Below are 22,831 nucleotides of genomic sequence, written 5' to 3'. Positions count from 1 at the left end.
GCGGAGGTTGCCGGACGGCGCGCTCTCATCGACCGGTGTGGACGGTCAGTTCGCCCCAGACGCGCTTGCCCCACCGCAACGGGTCGGCGCCCCAGCGGGTGGTGATGGCCTCGATCAGGGCCAGGCCACGGCCGCGCACGGAGTCGTCGTTCGCGGAGACCCGGATCGGCAGGTCAGGTGACTTGTCGACCACGGAGATGCGGACGGACGTCGGGTCGAGACGGGTCACCGTGACCCGGAGGGAGCGGGAGCCGGTGTGTCGCACCGCGTTGCTGACCAACTCGGTGACGAGCAGGGCGCCGTCGTCGGCGAGAGACTCCACCAGCCAGGCGGCCAGGGCTTCTCGGACGATCCGCCGGGCGGCAGCGGTGCTGGCGGCGACGGCCGGCAGGGTGTGGGTGACACGTGGTTGTCTGGAGGGACTGAGCGTAGCGATCATGGTCGATACCTGGGTCCGGTGGAGGGTGGGCGGCACCGCGTTGGTTCAGCTGACGCTGAGTCGCTGTGCTGTCACGCTTGCCAACCAGTGAACGAGCCCCGGTCCGCCACGGACAGGGGTCATGTCGTGGCGATGCGTTTAGCGTGTTTAGCCGTGCGGGCAGTGCCTCGCTACCTTGGAATGGGTCCGGTGCGAAGGGGGCGTGATGGAGAAGCCAGCTCGGAAAGGCCGTGCGCCCAACACGCGACTTCGGGACTTGTTGAAGGCCGAGGGCGTCACCTACGAGGCTCTGGCCAGCAAGGTTCGTGCCGTGGCCGCCGAGGCCGGGCAGGCGCTGCACACCAACCGTTCCAACGTCGCTCACTGGGTTGCCGGCGCCGAGCCGAAGGAACCGACCTCGCTCTACCTGGTCGAGGCGCTCTCCCGATACCTGCGACGCCCGGTCGGTCCCGAGGAAGTCGGCCTACTTCAGCCGCGACTCCGACCCGCCCTGGAATGGCATGCGGATACGCTGAACGCCCTAATCGAACTAGGGAGGCAGGACTTGGACATCGTGCGCCGGCGTGCCCTCTCGGCCGCCGCCTACTCCGTCGCCGCGCTCGCCGTCCCGGGTGCCTCGTGGTGGCCCCAGCAGACCGCCCACGCCGCCAGCCGCGAGCCGACCGCGCCCCGCAGGGTCGGCGGCCGTGACCTGGAGGCGGTACGCGACATGATCGCCGTCTTCTCCCGGGCCGACCAACGTCATGGCGGGGGCCACGCTCGTTCCACCGTGGTCCAGTACCTCACCTCGGACGTCGGCGCCTACCTCCGGGGCCGGTTCGCCGATGAGACGGTGCGACGCGGGATGTACTCGGCCGCCGGCGAGTTGGCCTACCTGTCCGGCTGGATGGCCTTCGACAATGCCGAACACGCCACCGCCCAGCACTACTACACGCTGGCCGTCAGCCTCGCCGCCGAGGCAGACGACGCCCCGCTGGCCGGCCACGTCCTGCGCGCGATGGCGCACCAGGCCGTGGACCTCGGCCATCCGCGACAGGCGTTGAACCTCGCCTCGGCCTCCGTCGACGGCGCGCGCTACCGGGACGCGAGCCCGCGCGAACGCTCCCTCCTGGGCGTCGTGCACGCCCGCGCCCTCGCGGCCAGCGGACAGAAACGCGCCGCCGCGACCGCCCTGCTGCGCGCCGAGGACGACCTGCGGGCCACGACCCCGGACGGGGCGGAGCCAGGGCGGGTGTTCTTCTTCGGCGAGGCCAGCCTGGCGCACCAGACGGCGTATACCCTGCGGCACTCCGGCGATCTGCCGGGCGCCCTAAGCCAGTTCCGCCGCAGCGTCCGCACCCGCAAAGCCGAGTCCTTCACCCGGACCCACGCGGTGACCCTGGGCGACCTCGGCTCGGTCCAGGCACGCCAGGGCGCCATCGACGACGCCTGCGCCACCTGGAACCGCGCCCTGGACACCATGGACGGCATCCAGTCCGCCCGCACCCGCCGCGTCGCCGCCGACATGCGCACCGCGCTGTCACCCCTGCGAGGACGCGGCATCACGGCAGTGAACGAACTTGACCGCAGAGCCGCCGCCTACCTGACCACATCCGCCTCAATCTGACGCCTCAATCTGACCGTATGCGGAGGAGAGCCTGATGGCAGAGGAGTTCACGGTCGTGCCGGTGGCACACGTCGTCGGAGGACGCGTGGAGCCGACGGACGACTACTGGGGCGGAACGCGCGCCATCGTGCGGATCGACGGAGATCGGTTCGACGAGGGCGCGGCCGTTGGCCTGGCCGACTTCTCCCATATCGAGGTCGTCTTCCGCTTCCACCTCACCGACCCGACCGACCTCCACCCCGAGCCCCGCCGACCACGGAACAACCCGGCATGGCCGGCCGGCGGAATCTTCGCCCACCGCAACATGCGCCGCCTGAACTGGCTGGGCGTCTCACGGTGCCGACTGCTCAAGGTCGACGGCCTGGACCTCCACGTGGAGGACCTGGACGCGGTGGACGGCACCCCGATCCTCGACATCAAACCGTGGTTCGAAGAAATGGGCCCCCGGGGCGAGGTACGCCAACCGGCCTGGCCGAGCGAGATGCTGGCGGACTATTACGCGCCAGGTCAAAGGTGAGCGGCAGCATTCGTTCGTAGGGGGATCGGAAGCGTTGCGCCTGGCTGGCGATGTGCCCCAGCCGATAACTCTGAACCCGGACGGTTGCTCGCGGTGCCGAACTCTCGAACATCGGTCGCTGCCTGGGCACCGAGGTCGTTTGGGCACAGCTGAGTAGGAACTCGTCTGCTGAAGGTGGCGTTAGCCGGATATGGGCACCCCATCACCAGCTCCGGTGGCCTCCGCAGCGGCTACATGGCTGGACCGGCTGACTGCACACCTGGAAATCGAGCACCTCACTGACCAACGGCATCAGCGTCGCCTCGTCATCAAGAACAGGGGCCTGCGCTTGCGGCGTTTCCACGTCGCCGAGCCGGATCGGAAACAGCTCGGCGGAGGACGGGTTGTCGACAATCGGTTCCGCCAGCCGGGCCCGCTGTGGCGCGGGACCGAGGCGCATCTGGTTTACGTGGCTGCCGCGAACTCGCGATTGAGTGAGATCACCATTCGCTGGCGAACGCTCGGCGTCGTACGACGGAAGCGGGTGTTCCGGGTACCGCCCCCTCGGCCTGCTTGACGCGTTTCGTCGGTGAAAGCCGGAGACTACTGACGCCGCGCAGTGAGACGTTGGGCAGTTGCTGTGTGCCGCGTCGGGGCTGGTTTGCGCCTCCCATCAGTGGCTGCGTCGGGTGCGGGGTGTTGGCCTGGGCGCGCCCGGCACGAGTGCGCCCTGGGTGTGGCGATGTTGGAAGGTGTGGTCGTGGAGGTGGTGGTGGAGGAGGGCGGCGAGGGCGGGCCAGTTGGGGTCGGTGGTGATGTAAGGGGCGGCGGTGGGGTGGGTGGTGTGGAGGACGGTGGCCCAGTGGGCGGTGATGCGTGGATCGGTGGTGGGAGTTGGGGTGGTGAGGGTGCGGGTGGCGTGGTGGTAGGCGGTGCGGAGGTGGGTGAGGGTTTGGTGGGCGGCTGCTTGTTGTTGGTGGTGTCGGCGGGCTTGGTGCCAGCGGCAGAACGCCTTCCTCGACCTCGCGGACACGATCATCACCATCCGTGGCCTGATCAACCAAGCCTGGACCACCCACCGCTGGGACGAGCGCCCCGAGCGACGCCCGTGAGCGCCCGCCCAGCCGCGCGACCTCCAAGCCTGTCTTGGTGAAAGTGCGTTCCCGCCGACTGTGAAAGCGCGAGGAAAGCAGCGCCCCTCATCCTGAGTCGTCAGCAGGCGCGGTGCGGGACGGCTGCCGCTCACCGCCCAGCGCATGCCCGTCGCGTGGAAGGAAGGTATGCCATGGAACGACAGCTGGAGATCGAGGAGACCGAGGTCTACGAGGCCCCGGTGCTGGCCGAGGCCGGCGACTACACCGAGATGACTCAGGGCGGGACCGGCCACTGGTGGGACTTCTCCGGGTTCCGCCCCCTCGTCTGACCCGATGGGTCATTCCGTGGGCGGACGCTGGTTCGTGGTCCTTCCTGACCACGAGGCGGCGTCCGCCGTCTTCGAGCGCGTCCGGAACGCCGGCTGCCAGGTGGTTCGGCACGCCTCCGGACGTCCCTGGCTGGCCGGTTGCTGGGAAGCGTCCGCGGCACGCCTCGCCGAGGCGGGTGACGTGCGGCTCGTCGTCCTGGGGGTCAGCACGCTGGACACCGAGCGACTGCGCGGGCGCGCACGGGCCGTACGCGCCATCTCCGATGTGGAGACGGCCGTCCGGGGGAGCGCGGGCGACCACTTCCTGCTCGCCTCGGTGGCGGGCCGGGTGTACGCCCGGGGTACGGCGTCCGGCAGCCGCCGGCTCTACCGCGCCGAGGTGGACGGCGTCACCGTCGTCGCGGACCGCGCCCGTACCCTCGCCCGGTTCACCGGGGCCACGGTGGACCTCCGCCAGGTGGCCTCGCGGCTCGTCTCGGTGGCAACGCCTCCGTTCCCCCTCGATCAGGCGTCGTTCTTCGATGGCGTCCGGGCCGTACCCCCGGGGCAGGCCGTCCTGCTGGAGCGCGCGGGCGAAGCCGCCGAACGCCGCTGGTGGCAGCCCCCGGAGTCCGAACTCCCCCTCGCCGAGGGCGCGGAGGGCCTTCGCGAGGCCCTGCTCGCGGCGGTGCGCGCACGGGTGGCGCCCGGCCGGCGGTGGGCCGCCGACCTCTCCGGCGGTATGGACTCGACCTCGCTGTGCTTCCTGGCCGCGGAGGCGGGCGCGGAGCTGGTGACCCTGACACTGGACCCGGGTGCGCCGGGTGACGAGGACGTCGCCTACGCGCGCCGCGCCGCCGCCGGGCTCCCGTCCGACACCCCACACCTGGTCTTCGATGCCACCGCGCTGCCCTCGTACTACACCGGCCTCGACGAAGGCGAGCCGGAGGACGAGCCGACGCTGGGCATCCGCGACCGGGCCCAGCAGGAGCATCTGGCCGGTGTGGCGCACGCGTACGGGGTGAAGCGGCGGCTGTGCGGACAGGGCGGGGACCAGCTGGTGATCCCGCCGCCCTCGTACCTGCACGATCTGGTGCGGCGCGAACCACGGCGCGCGACACGCCAGCTGGCCGCCTACGCCGCCAAGGAGCGTTGGCCCCGCACGGCCACACTCCGGGCACTGGCCGACCGGCGCCCGTTCGGGGCCTGGCTCACCGCCGAGGCCGGACGCGTCACGGGAGACCACGGACCGGCCGGCGATGTCAGGCTCGGCTGGGGCCTGGCGATGTCCCTCCCGCACTGGGCCACGGACCGGGCACGGGAGTCGACCGCCGGGCTGCTGCGCGAGGCGGCCACCCGCACCCAGCCGCTGGCGGACACCCGCGGGAGGCACCTGTGGCTGTACATGGCCCAGCAGTCCGGACGGGTCGCCCTGCTCTACGACCGCCTGGGCATCGCGCTGGACATGCCCTTCTGCGACGACGCCGTCGTCGAAGCCTGCCTGCGGGTGCGACCGCACGAGGCCACGACCCCCTGGGCGTACAAGCCGCTGCTGGCCACCGCCATGCGCGGGATCGTCCCGCAGCCGCTGCTGGACCGCACCACGAAGGGAAACGCCACCCCGGAGTGGCATCGGGGCATGCGGGTCCACCAGCGCACCCTCGCCGGCTGGCTGGAGGACTCGCGTCTGGTCGCCGCCGGGCTGGCCGAGCCGCGCGCCCTGGCCCGCGCCTGGCTCAGCCCCGGCACGCTGCCCGCCCACGAGGGTCCCCCCGCCGAGGCATCGGTAACCCTCGAATCCTGGCTGCGCGCCCTCGAACGGCACCCCGCCCCGCGCTACCTGGAGGAGCACACCCATGAGCCCGAGCCCGCGACTGAGGCCTGATGTCGTCAGCTGCGACACCGAGGACGGCCTGGTCCTGTTGGACAGCCGCCGCGGCCGTTACTGGCAGCTCAACGCCACCGGCGCCGCCATCGTCCGCGGCCTGCTCGGCGGCGCCACGGTGGAACGGATCGCCGCGGAACTCTCCCGGAAACAGCCCGTCACCGCGGACCGGGCGACCGAGGACATCCGCACGCTCGTGGACCAGCTCACCCGCGCCCGGCTGATCGAGGCGGGGAACGCGTCGTGAGCCAGATCCTGGACATCTCCGGCGAACGCCCGTCCCTGCTCCGCCGCGTCCCCGTCCACCTGGTGGTGCTCGCGGCACGGCTGCTGGCACGCCAGCCCCCCAAGCGGATCGTCGCCGTCCTGCGCGTTCTACGGAACCGCGCGACCCCCGCGACCCACGAGGAGACACTGCGTGCCCGGAGCCATGTGACGACGACATCCACCCGCTGCGCCGGCACGTACTGCCTCCAGCGCTCCCTGGCCACGGTGCTGCTGTGCCGGATGCGCGGCGTGTGGCCGACGTGGTGCAGCGGAGTCCGCACCCCGCCCTTCGCCGCCCACGCCTGGGTCGAAGCCGAACGCCGCCGCGTCGGCGAGCCCGACGAGGTGCACTCCTACCGCGTCCTGCTGAGCGTCCCCCCACTCGGCGAGCCGGAGCGGACGCCCTGATGATCAGGGGCGGGCGAGGGCCGAGACGAGCAGATCGGCGAGGAGCGCCCCATGGCCCACTACGGCCCCTTCGTCATGAACAACCGCGCCGAACTCCAACAGGCCTTCGACGACTTCCAGAAGGGCCGCCTCCCCACCATCCCCACCATCCACGGCATGAACGCCGAAGGACCGGCGCAGGGCTGACGGCGACCGGCGTCGCCCGGCGCACCGTTCGGCGCGGGATGCCCTCGGCGACGACGCGGGCGGCCGAGCGGCGGGGGTGAGGGCCCGTCAGTCCCGGCCGGCGGTCGAGTGTTCGCCCAGTTCGAACCAGGTGGTCTTGCCCTCGCCGCGCGGCTGGGCGCCCCAGTCGTCCGCGAGGGACTCCATCAGCAGCAGGCCACGGCCGGACGAGGCCAGCTCGCCCGGCTCCCTGCGGTGCGGCAGCTTGTCGCTCGCGTCGGTCACCTCGACCCGCAGCCGGCGGTCCCCGACCACCCCGCTGACCTCGGCGACCATCAGCGCGTCCCCGTCGGTGTGGGTCAGCACGTTGGTGAGGATCTCGGAGACCATCAGCGCCGCGCCGTGCACCACGTCCCGGTCCTTCCAGTCGTGCAGCAGACCGGTCAGCTGGCTGCGGGCCTGGGCGATCCTGGCCGGCTCCGACTGGCCGACGTTCAGCACGAAACGGCGCACCGCCGTGCCGCCGCGCGGCACCTCGCGGCCGGTCTCCTCGCGGCGCAGCAGCAGCAGCGCGATGTCGTCCTCGTTGCCCGGGTTGTCGCTCGCCCGCTCGTCCTCGCCCTGGTCCGCGTCCTCGTCCTCGGCGATGTGCACGGACTCGATCAGACTGTCCGCCAGCTGTTCGAGACCTGATCCGGGGAGCCCGGCGACCACCCGGCGGATCCGCTCCCAGCCGGCGTCCAGATCCCGTCGGCCGGTCTCCAACAGCCCGTCCGTGCACAGCAGCAGCGTCTGTCCGGGCTGGAGGTTCACCCGGGTGACCGGGTAGTCCATGCTCAGGTCGACGCCGAGCGGCGGCCCGCCGTCCGTCGGGCGCGGCTGCATCACGCCGTCGTCGAAGAGCAACGCGGGCTCGGGATGGCCCGCGCGGGCCATGTCGAAGGTGCCGGAGCGCGGGTCGGCCTCGACATAGAGGCAGGTCGCGAACCTGCTGTCGCTCGGTGCCGAGGGCTGCTCGGGAATGTCCTGGCCCTCCGGGCCCCGGCCCTCGGGCGGCTGCGGGGTGAGCGCGGCGAGGAAGCGGGAGGCGCGGCTGAGCACCGCGTCCGGGTGGTGCCCCTCGGAGGCGTAGGCGCGCAGCGCGATCCGCAGCTGTGCCATCAGCGCGGCGGCCCGCACATCGTGGCCCTGGACGTCCCCGATGACCAGCGCGACCCGGCCGGACGGCAGCGGGATCACGTCGTACCAGTCGCCGCCCACCTGGAGCCCGGCCCCGGTGGGGACATAGCGGGCGGCGATCGCGAGCCCGGGCACCCTGGGCATGGGGCTGGGGCCCATGGCGTGCTGGAGGTCGGCCGACAGCTCGCGTTCGGTGTCGTTCAGGGTGGCGCGGGAGAGCGCCTGGGCGGCCATCCGCGCGATGCTGCTGAACGTCGCGCGGGCCTCCCAGCTGAACTCCAGCTGGTAGTCGAAGGCGGCCAGCCAGACGCCGATGGTGCGGCCGGCGACCACGAGCGGCAGATAGGCCCAGGAGCTGCGTTGCAGCGGGGCGATCACCGGCCAGACATGCGGGTAGCGCTCGGCGTACTCCTCGGGCGAGGAGACATAGACGGCGCGGCCGGTGCGGATCACCTCGGCCGCCGGATAGTCGGTTTCCACCGGCATGGGGAAGCCGAAGGCGGAGAAGTCGAGATCCCGCCCCTGGTACTCCAGCATCCGCAGGTGGTCGCCCTCCCGGTCGTAGACCGCGACGCCGTCCGGGGTGAAGCCCGGCATGGTCAGGGTGGCGACCACCCGCAGCACCTCGTGCACGCTGTTGGCCTCGGACAGCGCCTGACCGGTACGCAGCACGAAGGTCTCCCTGGCGCGCGTGGTGTCCCAGTCGCCGCCCACCTCCTGCTGGTCCGCCGGGGTGGCCTCGACCAGGATGCCGACCAGGGAGAGCGAGCCCTCCCCCGGCGTCGGCGTGGCTCCTCCCGGGTCGATGATCCGCACCCGGCTGCGGAGCCGGCCGAGCACCTCGTTGTCGCTGCCGACCAACCGGAACTCGACCTCGCGGGCGGTGCCCGCCTCCTCCTCGTCGCTGGCCGCGAGGGCGACCACCCGTTCGATCACGACGAAGTCCTCGACATGGATCCGGGACCGCACGGTGGCCTCGGTCAGCACCACGGGCTCCCTTGCCAGGCCGAACAGCTCGGCGGCGACGGCGTCCATGGTGACCACGCCCCTGGCGTCGTCCCAGGTCCACACCCCGACCCCGGCGGCGGCCAGCACGTCCTCGGTGCGCATACCTGCGAACCTATGCTGTTTCATCAGCGTTCATCGGGATTCCGTCATCTTTCTCCCAGGATTCCGCCAGGATTCCGTCGGGGCTCCGCCGGGATTGCGCCGGGACTCCGCCAGGATTGCGCCGGGACTCCGTCGGGATTCGTCGGGCGCGATACGCCGAGGCGGGGTGAGAGTGGGCAACGGTAGTCTGAGCCCGTCCCCCGGAATCTCGTTGACGACTTGGACTCACGATGCATCGGTACCGGTCCCACACCTGCGACGCACTGCGTTCGGCTGACATCGGCTCCGATGTCCGGCTCGCCGGTTGGCTGCACAATCGCCGGAACCTGGGCGGCATCCTCTTCATCGACCTGCGGGACCACTACGGGATCACGCAGCTGGTGGTCCACCCGGACGCCCCGGGCGCCGAGGCGGTCCTGGAGCGGCTCAGCTCGCTGAGCAAGGAGTCGGTGCTCAGGATCGACGGCCGGGTGGTGGAGCGCGGCGCCGAGAACGTCAACGCGGAGCTGGCCACCGGCGAGGTCGAGGTGGAGGTCGCGGCGGTCGAGGTGCTGGGCGCGGCCGACCAGATCCCGTTCACCATCAACGCCGACGACGGGGTGAACGAGGAGCGCCGGCTCGAATACCGCTTCCTCGACCTGCGCCGCGAGCGGATGCACCGCAACATCATGCTGCGTTCGCGGGTGATCTCGGCCATCCGCGGCAAGATGACGGGCCTCGGCTTCACCGAGCTGTCAACGCCGATCCTCTCCGCTACCTCTCCCGAGGGAGCGCGCGATTTCCTGGTCCCCTCCCGGTTGCACCCCGGCACGTTCTACGCGCTGCCGCAGGCGCCGCAGATGTTCAAGCAGCTGCTGATGGTCGCCGGCTTCGACCGCTACTTCCAGATCGCCCCCTGCTTCCGCGACGAGGACGCCCGCGCCGACCGCTCGCCCGGCGAGTTCTACCAGCTCGACGTCGAGATGAGCTTCGTCGAGCAGGAGGACGTGTTCACCGTCATCGAGAAGCTGATGACGGAGCTGTTCGAGGAGTTCGGCGGCGGCCGGCACGTCACGTCGCCCTTCCCGCGCATCCCGTTCCGTGAGGCGATGCTCAAGTACGGCTCCGACAAGCCGGATCTGCGGGCGAAGCTGGAGCTGGTCGATGTCTCCGACGTCTTCGCCGGCTCCGGGTTCAAGGCGTTCGCCGACAAGCATGTGCGGGCCCTGGCCGTCCCCGACACCGCCTCCCAGCCCCGGAAGTTCTTCGACCAGCTCGGCGAGTTCGCCGTCGCCCAGGGCGCCAAGGGCCTGGCCTGGGTCCGGGTCGGCGAGGACGGCGCGCTCACCGGCCCGATCGCCAAGTTCCTCACCGAGGAGGACGTGGCGGCGCTCACCGAGCGGCTCTCGGCCGGCCCCGGCACGGCGGTGTTCTTCGGCGCGGGCGCGTTCGACGAGGTCTCCAAGATCATGGGCGCGGTCCGGGTGGAGGCGGCCAAGCGCGCCGGCCACTTCGAGCAGAACGTGTTCCGCTTCTGCTGGATCGTGGACTTCCCGATGTACGAGCGGAACGAGGACACCGGCGCGATCGAGTTCTCGCACAACCCGTTCTCCATGCCGCAGGGCGGCCTCGAAGCCCTGGAGGAGAAGGACCCGCTGGACGTCCTGGCGTGGCAGTACGACATCGTCTGCAACGGCATCGAGCTGTCCTCGGGCGCGATCAGGAACCACGAGCCGGAGATCATGTACCGCGCGTTCGAGATCGCCGGCTACAGCAAGGAGGAGGTCGAGCGGGAGTTCGGCGGCATGCTGCGCGCCTTCCACTACGGCGCGCCGCCGCACGGCGGGATCGCCCCCGGCGTGGACCGGATCGTGATGCTGCTGGCCGACGAGCCCAACATCCGCGAGACCATCGCGTTCCCGCTCAACGGCAACGCCCAGGATCTGCTGATGGGCGCGCCGAACGAGGTCTCCGAGGCCCGGCTGCGGGAGCTGCACCTCAGCCTCCGCAAGCCGTCGAAGTAGGCGTAGCGACGGGTGTGCGTCGGGCGCCGCTCCCCGGTCGGGGGGCGGCGCCCGACCCATGTCAGCGGGCCCTCAGGGGCCGAACTCCGTGGGCGAGACGTTCAGCAGCTCGCAGACCTCCAGGATCACCTGGCGCTCGGCGTGCGCGTAGTGTCCGTCGGCCCCCGCGATCACCACCCCCGTGCGGATCACCGCCCTGGCCAGCTCCGGCTGGTCGCGGACCTTGGCGATCTCCCTGAGCACCCCGCCCCGCGCGCAGCGGAAGTCGCGCGAGAGACGGTCGATATGTCGGTTGAAGAGCCTCAGCAGTTGATCGGGTGGAAAGTGTTTCAGCCGCTCGTGCCCGGCGATCAACGACTCCACGCGCTTGCGCTCCGCGGCGTGCACACTGCCGTCCGCGCTGGCCACCAGGGCGCACATCGCCATGCTGGCGTCCCGGTACGGGGCACCGCGGAACGCCGCCTTCTTGGACACCAACCACTCGTGCAGTTCCTTGCTCACCGTCTCCCCCTCGCCTCGCCGAGCCGACCGCTCGGCCCGGCCCCCTCGCACCCACTCCGGTGTTGACTCCGCCCGCCACCCGATTATTTCGTCAGCCGGACCCCCGGCCTCGTTCCGGTTCCGCAACTGGCCGATTCGCATGGCTGATTCACGCCCCCGCGAGCGGGCATCTCCGGCCGGCGTCGCTGCCAGGCCACCGGCTCCCCAATGTACCCGGCGGGGGTATCCACCCTCCTCGTCAACCCCGGGGCGACCGTCACCGCCGGGTGGCGAACTCGGCGGTTCGCTGCGCGCCTTCCGGGCGCGAGCGCCACCGTGAACCAAGCTGCCAGGCATCCGCAACCGCCGGAAAGCCGACGACACGTAAACGGAACGTCAAGGAGAGCGAGCACCACATGCAGGGCCAACGGCACAAGAAACTGAACGTGAACCGGTCCAGCGTCGTGCACAAGGTGCGTTACGCCACCCGCAATCCCCGGCGGGTGGTGCCCTATCTGCGACGCACCGCCCGTGACCTGTGGCTCCGCGCCAAGCACCGGGACCATGTCTCCTACTACCGCGCCGTGATGGCCTCCGACGCGGGCCGCGACCCCGAGGCGGCGGTGGGCAGCCGCAGCCACGAACGGTGGCTGGCGCTCGGGCTGATGCAGTTCGACTACCTCAAGCGGCACGGGCTCCGCCCGGACCACCGCATGCTCGACATCGGCTGTGGCAACCTGCGTGCCGGCTGGCGCTTCATCGACTACCTGGATCCGGGGCACTACTACGGGATCGACATCTCGCCCGACATCCTCGTCAACGCCAAGAAGACGCTGGTCAGCTACGAGTTGCAGCCCAAGCTGCCCTATCTCGCCATCAGCGGCGACCTGACCTTCGACTTCCTGCCCAGCGGGCACTTCGACGTGGTGCACGCGCACAGCGTCTTCTCGCACTCGCCGATCGAGGTGATCGACGAGTGCCTGAGCCACGTCGGTCGCCTGCTGGCCCCGGACGGCTTCTTCGACTTCACCTACGACCGCACCGAGGGCCGCGAACACCAGGTGCTGCGCGAGGACTTCTACTACCGCACCGAGACGCTGGTGGCGCTCGCCGAACGCCACGGGCTCAAGGCCCAGTTCATGGACGACTGGGAGGAACTCCCCCACGGCCAGTCCAAGATCCGCGTCACCGCCCCTTAGCCGGAGCCCGCGCGGTCAGTCGGTGTCCGTCGGAGGCCCGGTGACCACGGCGGTGAGGCGGGTGCCAGGGGGGAAGTGGCCCTGGGCGGTGCGCTGGTACAGACAGCGCAGCGTCTTCGCCACATAGCGCCGTTCGAGACGGATGCCGTGCGTCCGCTCGAAGTCGTCGGTGAAGGCGGCCAGTTCGGGAGGTATGCGGCCGTAGCCGCCGCCGTGGTGGCCGTGGTCGATCGTCCAGCGCGGGAACTCGCGCCCCCAGCCCGCGCGGTGCAGCGCGGCGACCTCGGCCTCCAGATAGCCGTCCGCGCCGCGCAGCACCGCGACCCCCAGCGCGTGCGCGCCCGGCGGCAGGGCCGCCGCGATGCCGGCCAGCGTGCCGCCGCTGCCCACGGGGCAGCAGACGAGATCGCGCGGGCCGAGGCCGCCGGGGCGTTCGGCGGCGAGCTCGGCGACGATCTCGGCCGCGCCGCGCGCGGCCAGCGCGTTGGAGCCGCCCTCCGGCAGCACATGGGCCGTGCCGAACCGTTCCGTCAGCCGGCGTCGCGTGGCCGGCTCGTCCAGCGCGCGCAGCGTCTCCCGGTACGCGGCGCGGCTGAGGAACGCAAGCCGCATGCCGTCCCGTTCGGCTCTGGCCAGCGCCGGGTTGCGGGGCGCCGTGGCCAGTTCGTCGCCGCGCACCAGGCCGACGGAGTCGAAGCCGGTGGCCGCGGCCGCGGCGGCGACGGCGGTGAGGTGGTGGGAGTAGGCGCCGCCGAAGGTGAGCAGCCGGCGGTGTCCCGCGATCCGGGCGGCCCGCAGGTTGGGGAGCAGTTTGCGCCATTTGTTGCCCGGGATCAGCGGATGGATCAGGTCGTCCCGCTTGATCCACAGGCTGATGCCGGCCCGTCGCAGCAGGGGATCGTCGATCTCCTGCGACGGGGAGGGGAGTGTGGCCGACGTCGACAACATCTACACAAGTGTACGAAGGGCGGATGGGGGTCCGATGCCCGTTGCCGGGTAGGAGGCGAACCGGGATCACCCGCCACGGGCGAAATCCCGTCGAGTACCCCGTCGAGAACCCCCTGACCCCCCTTCGAGTCCCCGAGTCTTCGATCAACCCCCCACCGATCAACGCCCCCCGATCGACCCCACCGATGCGGAAGGCCACCATGAACAGACGTTGGCGAACACGATGCTGCCCGGGTCCGCACCCACGGTGCCGGGGCTGTGGCGGTGAGCGCATGGACGTGCGCGAGACGCTCTACCTCTCCGACACCGGCGAGGCCGAGGGCGTGGTCGCGCCGCACCGCTGTTGGCACTGCAAGGGCAGGGGCTACACCTGCCAGTCCTCGGTCACCTGCTCGCCCCCGCACGGCTGACGCGCGTCCGGCACGGCACCGCTCCGCCCGCACCCCGCGATCGGCGTCGATCAGTGTGGATCGGCGCCCCCGGGGAACTCGGCCCTGGCACACGTCCAGCACAAGCGATCTCGGCCGGGCGCCGGCCGACGGGTGGCAGCGATGACGAGTCCATTGGGTCCTGACGACTTCGGCCGCGATCCGCTGGGGGAGTACCTGGCGCGGCTCTTCGGCGGCGGAGCGCCCCTGGGCGGGGCGCGTCCCGACCGTGGCACACACGACTTCCTGCGGCTGATGAGCGAACCGGCCTGGCAGTTGGTCTCGGGCGCGGCCTCCTACGCGGCGCAGCACGGCAGCGACGATCTGGACACCGAGCATCTGCTGCGGGCGGCGTTGGTCACCGAGCCGACCCGGGGCATGGTCGCCAGGTCGGGGGCCGATCCGGACGCGTTGGCCGAGGAGATCGACCAGCACGCGGGGGACGCGCGGAACGCGCCGGCGCGCGGCTCGCTGTCGGTGAGCCCGGCGGCGAAGCGCGCGCTGCTGGACGCGCACCGGGTGGCGCTGGCCTCGGGCGCGAGCTATATCGGCCCCGAGCATCTGCTGTTGGCGCTGGCCGCGAACAAGGACTCGACGGCGGGGCGGACGCTGGACGCCGCCAGGTTCGACCCCTCGTCCTCGGGCACGCCGGCCGGTCAGGGCGGCGGCCAGGGGCCGAGCGAGCGGGCGGGGGCGCCGAGCCCGTCCGGGCGCGGCCGGACGTCGAACCTCGACCGGTACGGGCGGGATCTGAGCGAGCTGGCGAAGGCCGGGGAGATCGATCCGGTGATCGGCAGGGAGCGGGAGATCGAGCAGACGGTGGAGGTGCTGGCCAGGCGGGGCAAGAACAACCCGGTGCTGATCGGCGAGGCGGGCGTCGGCAAGACGGCCGTGGTCGAGGGGTTGGCGCAACGGATGGTCGAGGGCGATGTGCCGGACAGCCTGCTGGGGCGGCGGGTGGTGCAGCTCAACTTCTCGGCGCTGGTGGCCGGTACGCGCTATCGGGGCGATTTCGAGGAGCGGCTGACCGGGCTGATCGACGAGATCCGCGCCCAGTCCGACCAGGTGATCGTCTTCATCGACGAGCTGCACACGGTGGTGGGCGCCGGGGGCGGCGGTGAGGGTGGCGCGATGGACGCCGGCAACATCCTCAAACCGGCGCTGGCCAGGGGCGAGTTGCATGTGATCGGCGCCACCACGCTGGAGGAGCACCGGCGGTACATCGAGAAGGACGCGGCGCTGGCGCGGCGCTTCCAGCCGATTCTGGTGCCGGAGCCGACGACGGAGGACGCGGTGGCGATCCTGCGCGGGCTGCGGGACCGCTACGAGGCGCACCACCAGGCGCGTTACACGGACGAGGCGCTGATCGCGGCCGTCCAGCTCTCGGACCGCTATCTCACGGACCGGTTCCTGCCGGACAAGGCGATCGACCTGATCGACCAGGCGGGCGCCCGGGTGCGGATGCGGACGTCCACCACCAGCACCGATGTCCGGGCGCTGCAACGGGAGATGGAGCAGGTCGGCCGGGACAAGGACCAGGCGGTGGCGGCGGAGGACTACGAGCGGGCGAGCGAACTGCGGGACCGGCTGGCGGAGTTGGAGCTGCGCGTCGAGGAGGACGGGGAGCACCGTCCGGAGCGGGAGCGGATCGCCGAGGTGACGGTGGACGACATCGCCGATGTGGTGTCGCGGCAGACGGGGATCCCGGTGAGCAGCCTCACCCAGGAGGAGCGGGAGCGGCTGCTGGGCCTGGAGAGCCAGCTGCGGGAGCGGGTGATCGGGCAGGACGAGGCGGTCACGGCCGTCGCCGACGCGGTGCTGCGCTCGCGGGCGGGGCTGACCGGCGGGGACCGCCCGATCGGCAGCTTCCTGTTCCTGGGCCCGACGGGGGTCGGCAAGACGGAGCTGGCCAGGGCCCTGGCCGAGGCGCTGTTCGGCAGCGACGAGCGGATGGTCCGGCTGGACATGAGCGAGTACCAGGAGCGGCACACGGTGTCCCGCCTGGTGGGGGCGCCGCCCGGCTATGTGGGCCACGAGGAGGCGGGTCAGCTGACGGAGATGGTGCGCCGCAACCCGTACTCGCTGTTGCTGCTGGACGAGGTGGAGAAGGCGCATCCCGATGTGTTCAACATCCTGTTGCAGGTGTTGGACGACGGCCGGCTGACCGACGCGCAGGGACGGCGGGTCAACTTCAGCAACACGGTGATCGTGATGACCAGCAACCTGGGCTCCGAGGTGATCAGCGCCAGGGGTCCGAGGGCCGGCTTCGGCAGCGGCGCGGGCGGCGCGGAGGAGGAGCGCAGGGAACGGGTGCTGCGCCCGCTGCGGGAGCACTTCCGCCCCGAGTTCCTCAACCGGATCGACGAGATCGTGATCTTCCGGCAGCTCACCGGCGAGCAGTTGCGGGCGGTGACCGATCTGATGCTGAACGACACCAGGCACCAGCTGCACGCGCAGGACGTGGCGGTGAGCTTCACGCCGGCGGCCGTCGACTGGCTGGCCGAGCGCGGCTACCAGCCGGAGTACGGGGCGAGGCCGCTGCGCCGGACGATCCAGCGCGAGGTGACCAACGAGCTGTCGCGCCGCCTGCTGCGCGGGGAGCTGACCCCGCACTCCGCGTTGACGGTCGATGTGGTGGACGACCGGCTGGAGTTCCGGCAGCGCGCGGGCGAGCCGGCGTCGCCCTAGAGAACGCGTCGCACCGGAGAAGCCAGAAGAAGGGGGAAGAAGGGGGAAGACCGGGAGGAGGAGCCGTCGGGCCGTTCCGCGCGCAGCGGGACGGCCCGGCGTTGGTTGGCGCCCCGCTAGATCCGATCTGGCGGGGCGTCTCGCGCCTGGAGGGTGAGGACAGCGTGCGGAGGGACCGCACGGGGCGCGTTTCCCGGGGGAGGTGACCGAGGTGGCTGTGGCCGTCGCTCCGCTGCGGTTGGCACTGCTGATCGGCAGCACCCGTGAGGGACGGGTCGGCTCCGCGGTGGGCGACTGGTTCGCCGGGGTGGTGCGGGAGCGGGACGATGTCGAGGTCGAGGTGCTGGACCTGCTGGACTTCTCGTTCCCCGAGCGGTTCCCCGAGGAGCCGACGGCGGAGATGTGCCGGTTCGCTGGCGCGATCGAGCGGGCCGAGGGCTTTGTGGTGGTGACCCCCGAGTACAACGCGGGGTATCCGGCCGCCCTCAAGCAGGCCATCGACTACGCCTACGACGAGTGGCACGCGAAACCGGTCGGTTTCGTCTCCTACGGGCTCCGCGCCAGGGGGCAGTTGGCGGTGGCGGCGCTGCGCTGTGTCTTCGTGGAGCTGCGTACCGTCACGATGCGGGACGAGGTGGGCATCGACGTCTCCGGTCTCTGCGGCACCCCGGCCCAGGTCAGCGCGGCTTCGGCGATGTTGGACGAGCTGGTGTGGTGGGGTCTGGCCCTGCGCGAGGCCAAACGGCTCCGGCCCTACACCGCCTGAGCGGTCGCCGAGCGGCTGCGTGAAGCCGTCGCCCCAGGGGTTACCCTGGCGACCTCAAAAACCGAACGAAATTTCGACCGCAGGGCGATGAGTTCTCCTCGCCCGAACGGTCTACCTCAGCGTTCTCCCAGGTGAAAGGATTGTGATGAGTGAGCGCAACGACGGGTTGGCGATCGAGTCGTCCGGTCTCGTCAAGACCTTCGGCGCCCTGCGCGCCGTGGACGGCGTCGATCTGGCCGTACCGGCCGGCAGCGTCTACGGGGTGCTCGGGCCGAACGGCGCCGGCAAGACCACCACCGTGCGGATGCTGGCCACGCTGCTCCGCCCGGACGGCGGCGAGGCCAGGGTGTTCGGGCACGACGTGCTGCGGGAGGCGGACGCGGTGCGCTCGCGGGTCAGTCTGACCGGGCAGTACGCCTCGGTCGACGAGGACCTCACCGGCGCGGAGAACCTGATCCTGCTGGGGCGGCTGCTCGGCCACCGCAAGCCGGCGGCCCGGATCCGCGCCGCCCAGCTGCTTGAGGCGTTCGGCCTGACCGAGGCGGCCGACAAGCAGGTGAAGAACTACTCCGGCGGCATGCGGCGGCGGGTGGACATCGCCGCCAGCATCCTCAACACCCCCGATCTGCTCTTCCTCGACGAGCCGACCACGGGCCTCGACCCGCGCAGCCGCAACCAGGTGTGGGACATCGTGCGCGCCGTGGTCGCCCAGGGCACCACGGTGCTGCTCACCACCCAGTATCTGGACGAGGCCGACCAGTTGGCCGACCGGATCGCGGTGATCGACACGGGCCGGGTGATCGCCGAGGGCACCCCGGGCGAGCTCAAGTCCTCGGTCGGCGCGGGCTCGGTGCGGGTCCGGCTGCGCGACCGGGACCAGCGCGAGGTGGCCCGCGAGGTGCTGTCCAGGCGGCTGGGCACGGAGGTCGCGCTGGACTCCGACCCGGTCTCGTTGACCGCCAGGCTGCTGCCGGACGAGGGCGCGCTCGGCCCGGCGGAGCGCGCGGCGGCGGCCCTGGGCGAGCTGGCCGCCGACGGGATCACCGTGGACGACTTCTCGCTCGGCCAGCCCAGCCTCGACGAGGTCTTCCTGTCCCTGACCGGCAAGCCCACCGGGCCCGGCCGATCCACCCCGTCCGGCGCGCCCGCCGGTGGGGCCCCGACCACCGACCAGCAGCGGTCCGACCAGGAGAAGGAGAGCGTGGCATGAGCACCGCGACGGACACCACCAGCGAAAGCGGCTCGGCCGCACCGGCGGAGGCCGCGGACAACTTCGAGGCTGATCACGCCTCACTGGCCTCGGTGTTGGCCAAGACGCAGGCGCCGCCGCGGCCCAGCCCGCTCTCCGCCTCGATCACCTTCGGTTGGCGGGCCATGCTCAAGATCAAGCATGTCCCCGAACAGCTGATCGACGTGACGATCTTCCCGATCATGATGACGCTGATGTTCACCTACCTGTTCGGTGGTGCGCTGGCGGGCTCGACCAGCGAGTACCTCCAGTTCCTGCTGCCCGGGATCATGGTGATGAGCGTGGTGATGACCACCATGTACACCGGCGTCGCGGTCAACACCGATATCGCCAAGGGGGTCTTCGACCGCTTCCGCACCCTGCCGGTGTGGCGTCCCTCGGCGATGGTCGGCTATCTGCTGGGCGATGTGCTGCGGTACAGCCTGGCCTCGGTGGTCATCCTCGCGCTGGGTCTCGTCCTGGGCTACCGGCCTGACGGCGGCCCGGTCGGCGTGGTGCTCGGCATCCTGCTGCTGGTCGGCTTCTCCTTCGCCTTCTCCTGGGTGTGGACCATGTTCGGCCTGCTGCTCCGCTCGGAGAAGTCGGTGATGGGGGTCAGCATGATGGTGCTGTTCCCGGCCAGCTTCCTCAGCAACATCATGGTCTCGCCCGACACCATGCCGGGCTGGCTCCAGGGCTTTGTCGACGTCAACCCGATCACCCACGTGGTGGCCGCCGTGCGCGGTCTGATGGACGGGAACGTCGAGATGGGCGAGCTGGCCTGGGTGGCGGTCGCCACCGCGCTGCTGATCGGGGTCTTCGGGACGCTGACCATGCGGCTCTACAACCGCAAGTAGCCACCGGCCACGGGGGAACGGGGGGCACGGGGGCCGTGCGGGCCGTCGGCCGCCACCGGATCACAGCCGCCAGGCGACGCCGTCCTTCGGGTGGTAGCCGCAGGTGGCTCCGGTGGCGACGGCGGCCCGCAGGTGCGCGGCCAGCTCCGGGTGCTTGTCGTCCAGCCGCCGCAGGGTGTCCCTGATCCGCGCGGTGACGGTCTTCCTGGCCCGCTCGGCCTCGTCGCCCAGCCGCCTGGTGCGCCCGCCGAGGCCGGCCGCCACCCGCAACTCGTCGAGCAGCGCCGCCCGTTCGTCGCCCAGGGCGGTGGCCGCCGCCTCGTCGCCGCGTTCGGCGGCCCGGTCGATCTCGGCGTCGAGCTGGGTGAGCCGGCGCCGGTAGGCGGCCTTGGCCGTGTCGTCCAACACCGGATCGCCGCCCAGCGAACGCGCGGCGGCCAGCGTCTCGCCGCCCGCCGGGTTGAGCAGCCGGACGGCGGAGATGTCCGAGCCCGGCCTGGCCAGCAGCTCCCGCAGGTCGCGCAGCCCCTTGGCATCCGGCAGCCGCACCGTCCGGCCGGCGAAGCGCAGCGTCCAGACCGTCCCCTCGAACCGGAACTCCGCCTCGGCCGCGGCGCGGCGCTCCACCCCGGCGCGGCCCTCCCTGGCCGCCATCACCCGCTCCGCGACCTGTTCGAGCCCCAGCGCCTCGGCCTCGTCGGCCACCACCCGCAGCAGCTCCGTCGCCTCGGCCCGGTCGTCCGGCTCGTTCCTGGCCAGCAGCGCCTCGGCCTGCCGCACCCTGGCCTCGGCCGCCCACGGCCTGGCCCGCAGCCAGTCGGCGGAGAGCGCCGCCCTGGCGAAGCCGTCGACGGCGCGCCCCCAGTCGCCCAGCGCGGCGTCCAGCTCGGCGATCCAGAGCGCCACCGGACCGCTGACGTCGAAGCCGTAGAGGGAGACCGACCACTGGTCGGCGAACGGGGCCACCTCGCGGCGCGCCTGGAGGCAGCGCTCCCGGTCGCCCAACAGCGCGGTGCCCTGGGCGAGGAAGCGCAGCCAGAGCCACCGCATATGGCGCGGATAGCGCTCGCCGCCGTCAGCGGCTGCCAGCACCCGGCAGACCGTCTCGGCGTCCCCGCGCTGCGCGGCCGTCACGCCCTCCAGCAGTTCGAGATGGGGATAGCCCGTCGAGGGCAGCTCGCCGAGCAGCTCGTCCAACTCCCTGAACCTGCCCCTGAGCATCAGCCGCGACCAGCGCAGATGCTGGATGAACCGCTCGTACCAGCGGTTCCTCGGCATCTCGGCGACCAGCGCGCCGGCCGCCGCCTCCAGCTCCTGGGACTCGGCGAACTCGCCCTGCAACGTCCGCACGATGGCCAGGTCGATCCGGCCCGACAGCTGGTACTGCGGCTGGGCCTCCCGCCGCACGATCCCCTGGAAGGCGCCCAGCTCCCGCAGGTACTCGGGATCGCCCAGCTCCAGCAGCGCCACCCAGCGCAGGGAGCGCGCGAAGTGCTCCAGCTCCACGTCCCCCGAGCGGCGCCCCACGGTGATCATCTCCTGGGTGAGCGTGGCGCGTTCGGCCGCCGAGCCGGGGCCCCAGATCGCCTCGTGCCGGGCGCTCAGGCCGAACGCCAACGCGTCGTCGTCCTGTCCCCGCCGGGCCAACACGGCGACCCGCACCGCCAGGGCGCGGGCCAGCCGGTCCTGGGTCGCCGGGTCGGCCGGATCGTCGGGCGCGGGCGGGTCGCCGGGCAGCAGCCTGCGGTGGGTCTCCGTCAGCAGCGAGGGCAGCAGCCCAGCCACCGGATCGCGCCTGGCCGCCCGCGACTGGTGCAGCGTCAGCGCCAGCCGCGCCAGCAGCATGGCGTCATCGACCGCCCTGGCCTCGTCGATCACCTTCTGGAAGTACGACCAGGCCTCGTCCCACCGGTCCGCCTGGAGCAGTCCCTCCGCCAGCTCAAGGCCGAGCACCACCCGCCGGCGCGGGTCGACGGCGCCCGTCAGCTCGTAGGCGCGCCGCCGGTGGCCGTTGGCCTCGTCGAACGCCAGCCGGGCGGTGGCCTCCCTCGCCGCCGCGCTCAGCAGGGTCAGGGCGTGCGCGGGAGCCACCTCGTCGCCGGCCAGATGGGCGTGCCGGGCGAGATCGGCGGGGACCACCCGCTCGGCGAGCGCCGGCTGCTGGTCCAGCGCGCGGACCACGGCCGCGTGCCGCCGACGCGACTCGTCGGCGTCCAGCGCCTCGTAGAGCGTCTCCCGCACCAGATCGTGTGCGAACGCGAACCGGCCGGCCCCGCGCTGCACCACGAGACGAGCGGTGACGGCCGCCTCCAACAGCCGGTCGGCGCGCGCCGCCGGGGTGGCGAGGCTGGCCGCCAGCACCTGCCGGTGGAACTCCCGGCCCAACACGGCGGCCTGCGCCAACATCGTCACCACGGCGGGCGGCAGCAGCCCCACGCGCCGGCGCACGGCGTCGCGCACGCCGGGCGGAATGCTGGTCACCGCGCCCCCGCTGTGCCAGAGCCTGGCGGTCTGCTCCACGAAGAACGGGTTGCCGCCGGTGCGTCGGTGCACCTCGGCGACGAGGGTCGGCTCGGCCTCCCTGCCGACCGTGCGACTGATCAGCGTGGCCACCTCGTCCGGCCCGAGACCGGTCAGCACCAGCGTGGTCGCCTTGCTGAGCAGCGGCGTCATGGTGTCCCACAGCGGATGCCCCAGCTGCTCGTCCGCGCTCGGGTCCACCTCCGCGTCCCGATAGGTCGCCACCAGCAACACCCGTTCGAACCAGGTGTGTTGGGCCGCGAACCGGAGGAGCCGCAGCGAGGCGCTGTCCGCCCAGTGCAGATCGTCGAGCACCACCAGCACGGGCCGCCGCTGGGAGACGGTGACCAGCGCCGTCGTCACCGCGTCCGACAGCGCGAAGCCGTCCGGATCGTCGTCCTCGGCGTCCAGCTCGGCCGGCAGCCTGGCCTCGGTCAACAGCGCGTCCAGCTCGGGCCCGGCCGCCTCCTCGATCGCCGTCCACTCCTCGGCGCTCGCGGCCCTGCGCAGCGCCCGCACCACCTGCGTCCAGGGCCAGTAGCCCGGCGCGTTGTCCGCGTCCCAACAGGCGCCGCCCAGCACCAGGAAACCCTCCTGGCCCGCCTCCCTGGCCGCGCCGGTGACCAGTGTCGTCTTGCCGATCCCCGCCTCGCCGGCGACCAGCACCAGACCGCCGTGGCTGCTCCCGGCCCTGGCGATCTCGGCCCGCAACACAGCCGCGGCGTGCTCCCGACCGATCAACTGATCGAACACATGT

The 22,831-nt window shown here is 71.8% G+C and carries 20 protein-coding genes and 1 pseudogene; 14 read left to right on the top strand and 7 right to left on the bottom strand.

The features are described from left to right. Positions 1–25 precede the first annotated feature (25 nt). Positions 26–439, bottom strand: coding sequence for an ATP-binding protein (locus tag K4G22_RS15535; protein ID WP_228080828.1), 414 nt, complete (start codon positions 437–439; stop codon positions 26–28). A gap of 205 nt (positions 440–644) precedes the next feature. Here K4G22_RS15535 and K4G22_RS15530 point away from each other — a divergent pair, with 205 nt between their 5' ends. Both K4G22_RS15530 and K4G22_RS15525 read left to right on the top strand, forming a co-directional pair. Then, the gene (locus K4G22_RS15530; RefSeq protein WP_483414799.1) at positions 645–2,045 is read left to right on the top strand and encodes an NsdA family TPR-like regulatory protein; all 1,401 of its coding nucleotides are present in this window, start codon (positions 645–647) and stop codon (positions 2,043–2,045) included. 34 nt (positions 2,046–2,079) lie between these two features. Continuing rightward, positions 2,080–2,562, top strand: coding sequence for an SAM-dependent methyltransferase (locus K4G22_RS15525; protein ID WP_228080826.1), 483 nt, complete (start codon positions 2,080–2,082; stop codon positions 2,560–2,562). 202 nt (positions 2,563–2,764) lie between these two features. On the opposite strand, the gene K4G22_RS15520 is transcribed toward K4G22_RS15525, so the two are convergent. Further along, positions 2,765–3,001: a hypothetical protein gene (locus K4G22_RS15520; protein WP_228080825.1), complete on the bottom strand. Its 237-nt coding sequence runs from the start codon at positions 2,999–3,001 to the stop codon at positions 2,765–2,767. Positions 3,002–3,214: 213 nt separating this feature from the next. Beyond that, complete coding sequence (locus K4G22_RS15515) at positions 3,215–3,574, bottom strand: hypothetical protein (RefSeq protein WP_228084297.1); 360 nt, start codon at positions 3,572–3,574, stop codon at positions 3,215–3,217. A gap of 252 nt (positions 3,575–3,826) precedes the next feature. On the opposite strand from K4G22_RS15515, the gene K4G22_RS15505 reads away from it, so the two are divergent. From K4G22_RS15505 to K4G22_RS15485, 5 genes and pseudogenes are all read left to right on the top strand, one after another. Then, positions 3,827–3,964 (top strand): lasso RiPP family leader peptide-containing protein, encoded by a 138-nt coding sequence (locus K4G22_RS15505; RefSeq protein ID WP_228080824.1) that lies wholly within the window; start codon positions 3,827–3,829, stop codon positions 3,962–3,964. A gap of 4 nt (positions 3,965–3,968) precedes the next feature. After that, positions 3,969–5,828, top strand: coding sequence for an asparagine synthase-related protein (locus K4G22_RS15500; RefSeq protein WP_228080823.1), 1,860 nt, complete (start codon positions 3,969–3,971; stop codon positions 5,826–5,828). Further along, the gene (locus tag K4G22_RS15495) at positions 5,800–6,075 is read left to right on the top strand and encodes a lasso peptide biosynthesis PqqD family chaperone (RefSeq protein WP_228080822.1); all 276 of its coding nucleotides are present in this window, start codon (positions 5,800–5,802) and stop codon (positions 6,073–6,075) included. Before K4G22_RS15500 ends, K4G22_RS15495 begins: the two co-directional genes overlap by 29 nt. Next, a complete protein-coding gene (locus tag K4G22_RS15490; RefSeq protein WP_228080821.1) occupies positions 6,072–6,503 on the top strand; it encodes a lasso peptide biosynthesis B2 protein in 432 nt (143 codons plus the stop codon). Before K4G22_RS15495 ends, K4G22_RS15490 begins: the two co-directional genes overlap by 4 nt. 48 nt (positions 6,504–6,551) lie before the next feature. Then, positions 6,552–6,689, top strand: a pseudogene (locus K4G22_RS15485) (pirin-like C-terminal cupin domain-containing protein); the annotation flags it as partial. Between the two features lie 87 nt (positions 6,690–6,776). Here K4G22_RS15485 and K4G22_RS15480 read toward each other — a convergent pair. Then, positions 6,777–8,957 (bottom strand): SpoIIE family protein phosphatase, encoded by a 2,181-nt coding sequence (locus tag K4G22_RS15480; protein WP_228080820.1) that lies wholly within the window; start codon positions 8,955–8,957, stop codon positions 6,777–6,779. A 230-nt stretch (positions 8,958–9,187) separates the two neighbouring features. Here K4G22_RS15480 and aspS point away from each other — a divergent pair, with 230 nt between their 5' ends. Next, on the top strand, positions 9,188–10,960 hold the full coding sequence (gene aspS / locus K4G22_RS15475) for an aspartate--tRNA ligase (RefSeq protein WP_228080819.1): 1,773 nt from the start codon (positions 9,188–9,190) through the stop codon (positions 10,958–10,960). Between the two features lie 72 nt (positions 10,961–11,032). Here the strand turns inward: aspS and K4G22_RS15470 are convergent, their stop codons facing one another. Next, entirely contained in the window at positions 11,033–11,461 is a 429-nt protein-coding gene (locus K4G22_RS15470; protein WP_228080818.1) for a tellurite resistance TerB family protein, read from the bottom strand. A gap of 395 nt (positions 11,462–11,856) precedes the next feature. Here K4G22_RS15470 and K4G22_RS15465 point away from each other — a divergent pair, with 395 nt between their 5' ends. Beyond that, positions 11,857–12,639, top strand: a complete 783-nt coding sequence (locus tag K4G22_RS15465; protein WP_228080817.1) for a class I SAM-dependent methyltransferase — start codon at positions 11,857–11,859, stop codon at positions 12,637–12,639. Positions 12,640–12,654: 15 nt separating this feature from the next. Here the strand turns inward: K4G22_RS15465 and K4G22_RS15460 are convergent, their stop codons facing one another. Continuing rightward, a complete protein-coding gene (locus K4G22_RS15460) occupies positions 12,655–13,587 on the bottom strand; it encodes a 1-aminocyclopropane-1-carboxylate deaminase/D-cysteine desulfhydrase (RefSeq protein ID WP_228080816.1) in 933 nt (310 codons plus the stop codon). A gap of 272 nt (positions 13,588–13,859) precedes the next feature. Here K4G22_RS15460 and K4G22_RS15455 point away from each other — a divergent pair, with 272 nt between their 5' ends. From K4G22_RS15455 to K4G22_RS15435, 5 genes are all read left to right on the top strand, one after another. Continuing rightward, positions 13,860–13,997 carry a hypothetical protein gene (locus tag K4G22_RS15455; protein WP_158920392.1) on the top strand — a complete coding sequence of 46 codons (138 nt, stop codon included), beginning with the start codon at positions 13,860–13,862 and terminating at the stop codon, positions 13,995–13,997. A 141-nt stretch (positions 13,998–14,138) separates the two neighbouring features. Continuing rightward, positions 14,139–16,703, top strand: a complete 2,565-nt coding sequence (locus K4G22_RS15450) for an ATP-dependent Clp protease ATP-binding subunit (protein ID WP_228080815.1) — start codon at positions 14,139–14,141, stop codon at positions 16,701–16,703. 211 nt (positions 16,704–16,914) lie between these two features. Continuing rightward, complete coding sequence (locus tag K4G22_RS15445; RefSeq protein WP_228080814.1) at positions 16,915–17,469, top strand: NADPH-dependent FMN reductase; 555 nt, start codon at positions 16,915–16,917, stop codon at positions 17,467–17,469. Positions 17,470–17,614: 145 nt separating this feature from the next. Continuing rightward, positions 17,615–18,679: an ATP-binding cassette domain-containing protein gene (locus K4G22_RS15440; protein WP_228080813.1), complete on the top strand. Its 1,065-nt coding sequence runs from the start codon at positions 17,615–17,617 to the stop codon at positions 18,677–18,679. After that, the gene (locus tag K4G22_RS15435) at positions 18,676–19,554 is read left to right on the top strand and encodes an ABC transporter permease (protein ID WP_228080812.1); all 879 of its coding nucleotides are present in this window, start codon (positions 18,676–18,678) and stop codon (positions 19,552–19,554) included. The genes K4G22_RS15440 and K4G22_RS15435 overlap by 4 nt, the downstream gene beginning before the upstream one ends. Positions 19,555–19,614: 60 nt before the next feature. Here K4G22_RS15435 and K4G22_RS15430 read toward each other — a convergent pair whose 3' ends face one another. Then, positions 19,615–22,827, bottom strand: a complete 3,213-nt coding sequence (locus tag K4G22_RS15430) for an ATP-binding protein (protein WP_228080811.1) — start codon at positions 22,825–22,827, stop codon at positions 19,615–19,617. Positions 22,828–22,831: the final 4 nt, after the last annotated feature.

Source organism: Streptomyces profundus, from assembly GCF_020740535.1.
In the GTDB taxonomy this organism is placed as follows: Bacteria; Actinomycetota; Actinomycetes; order Streptomycetales; family Streptomycetaceae; genus Streptomyces; species Streptomyces profundus.
The sequence above is the reverse complement of the archived record's forward strand: the minus strand, read 5'-3'. Positions and strand labels throughout refer to the sequence as shown.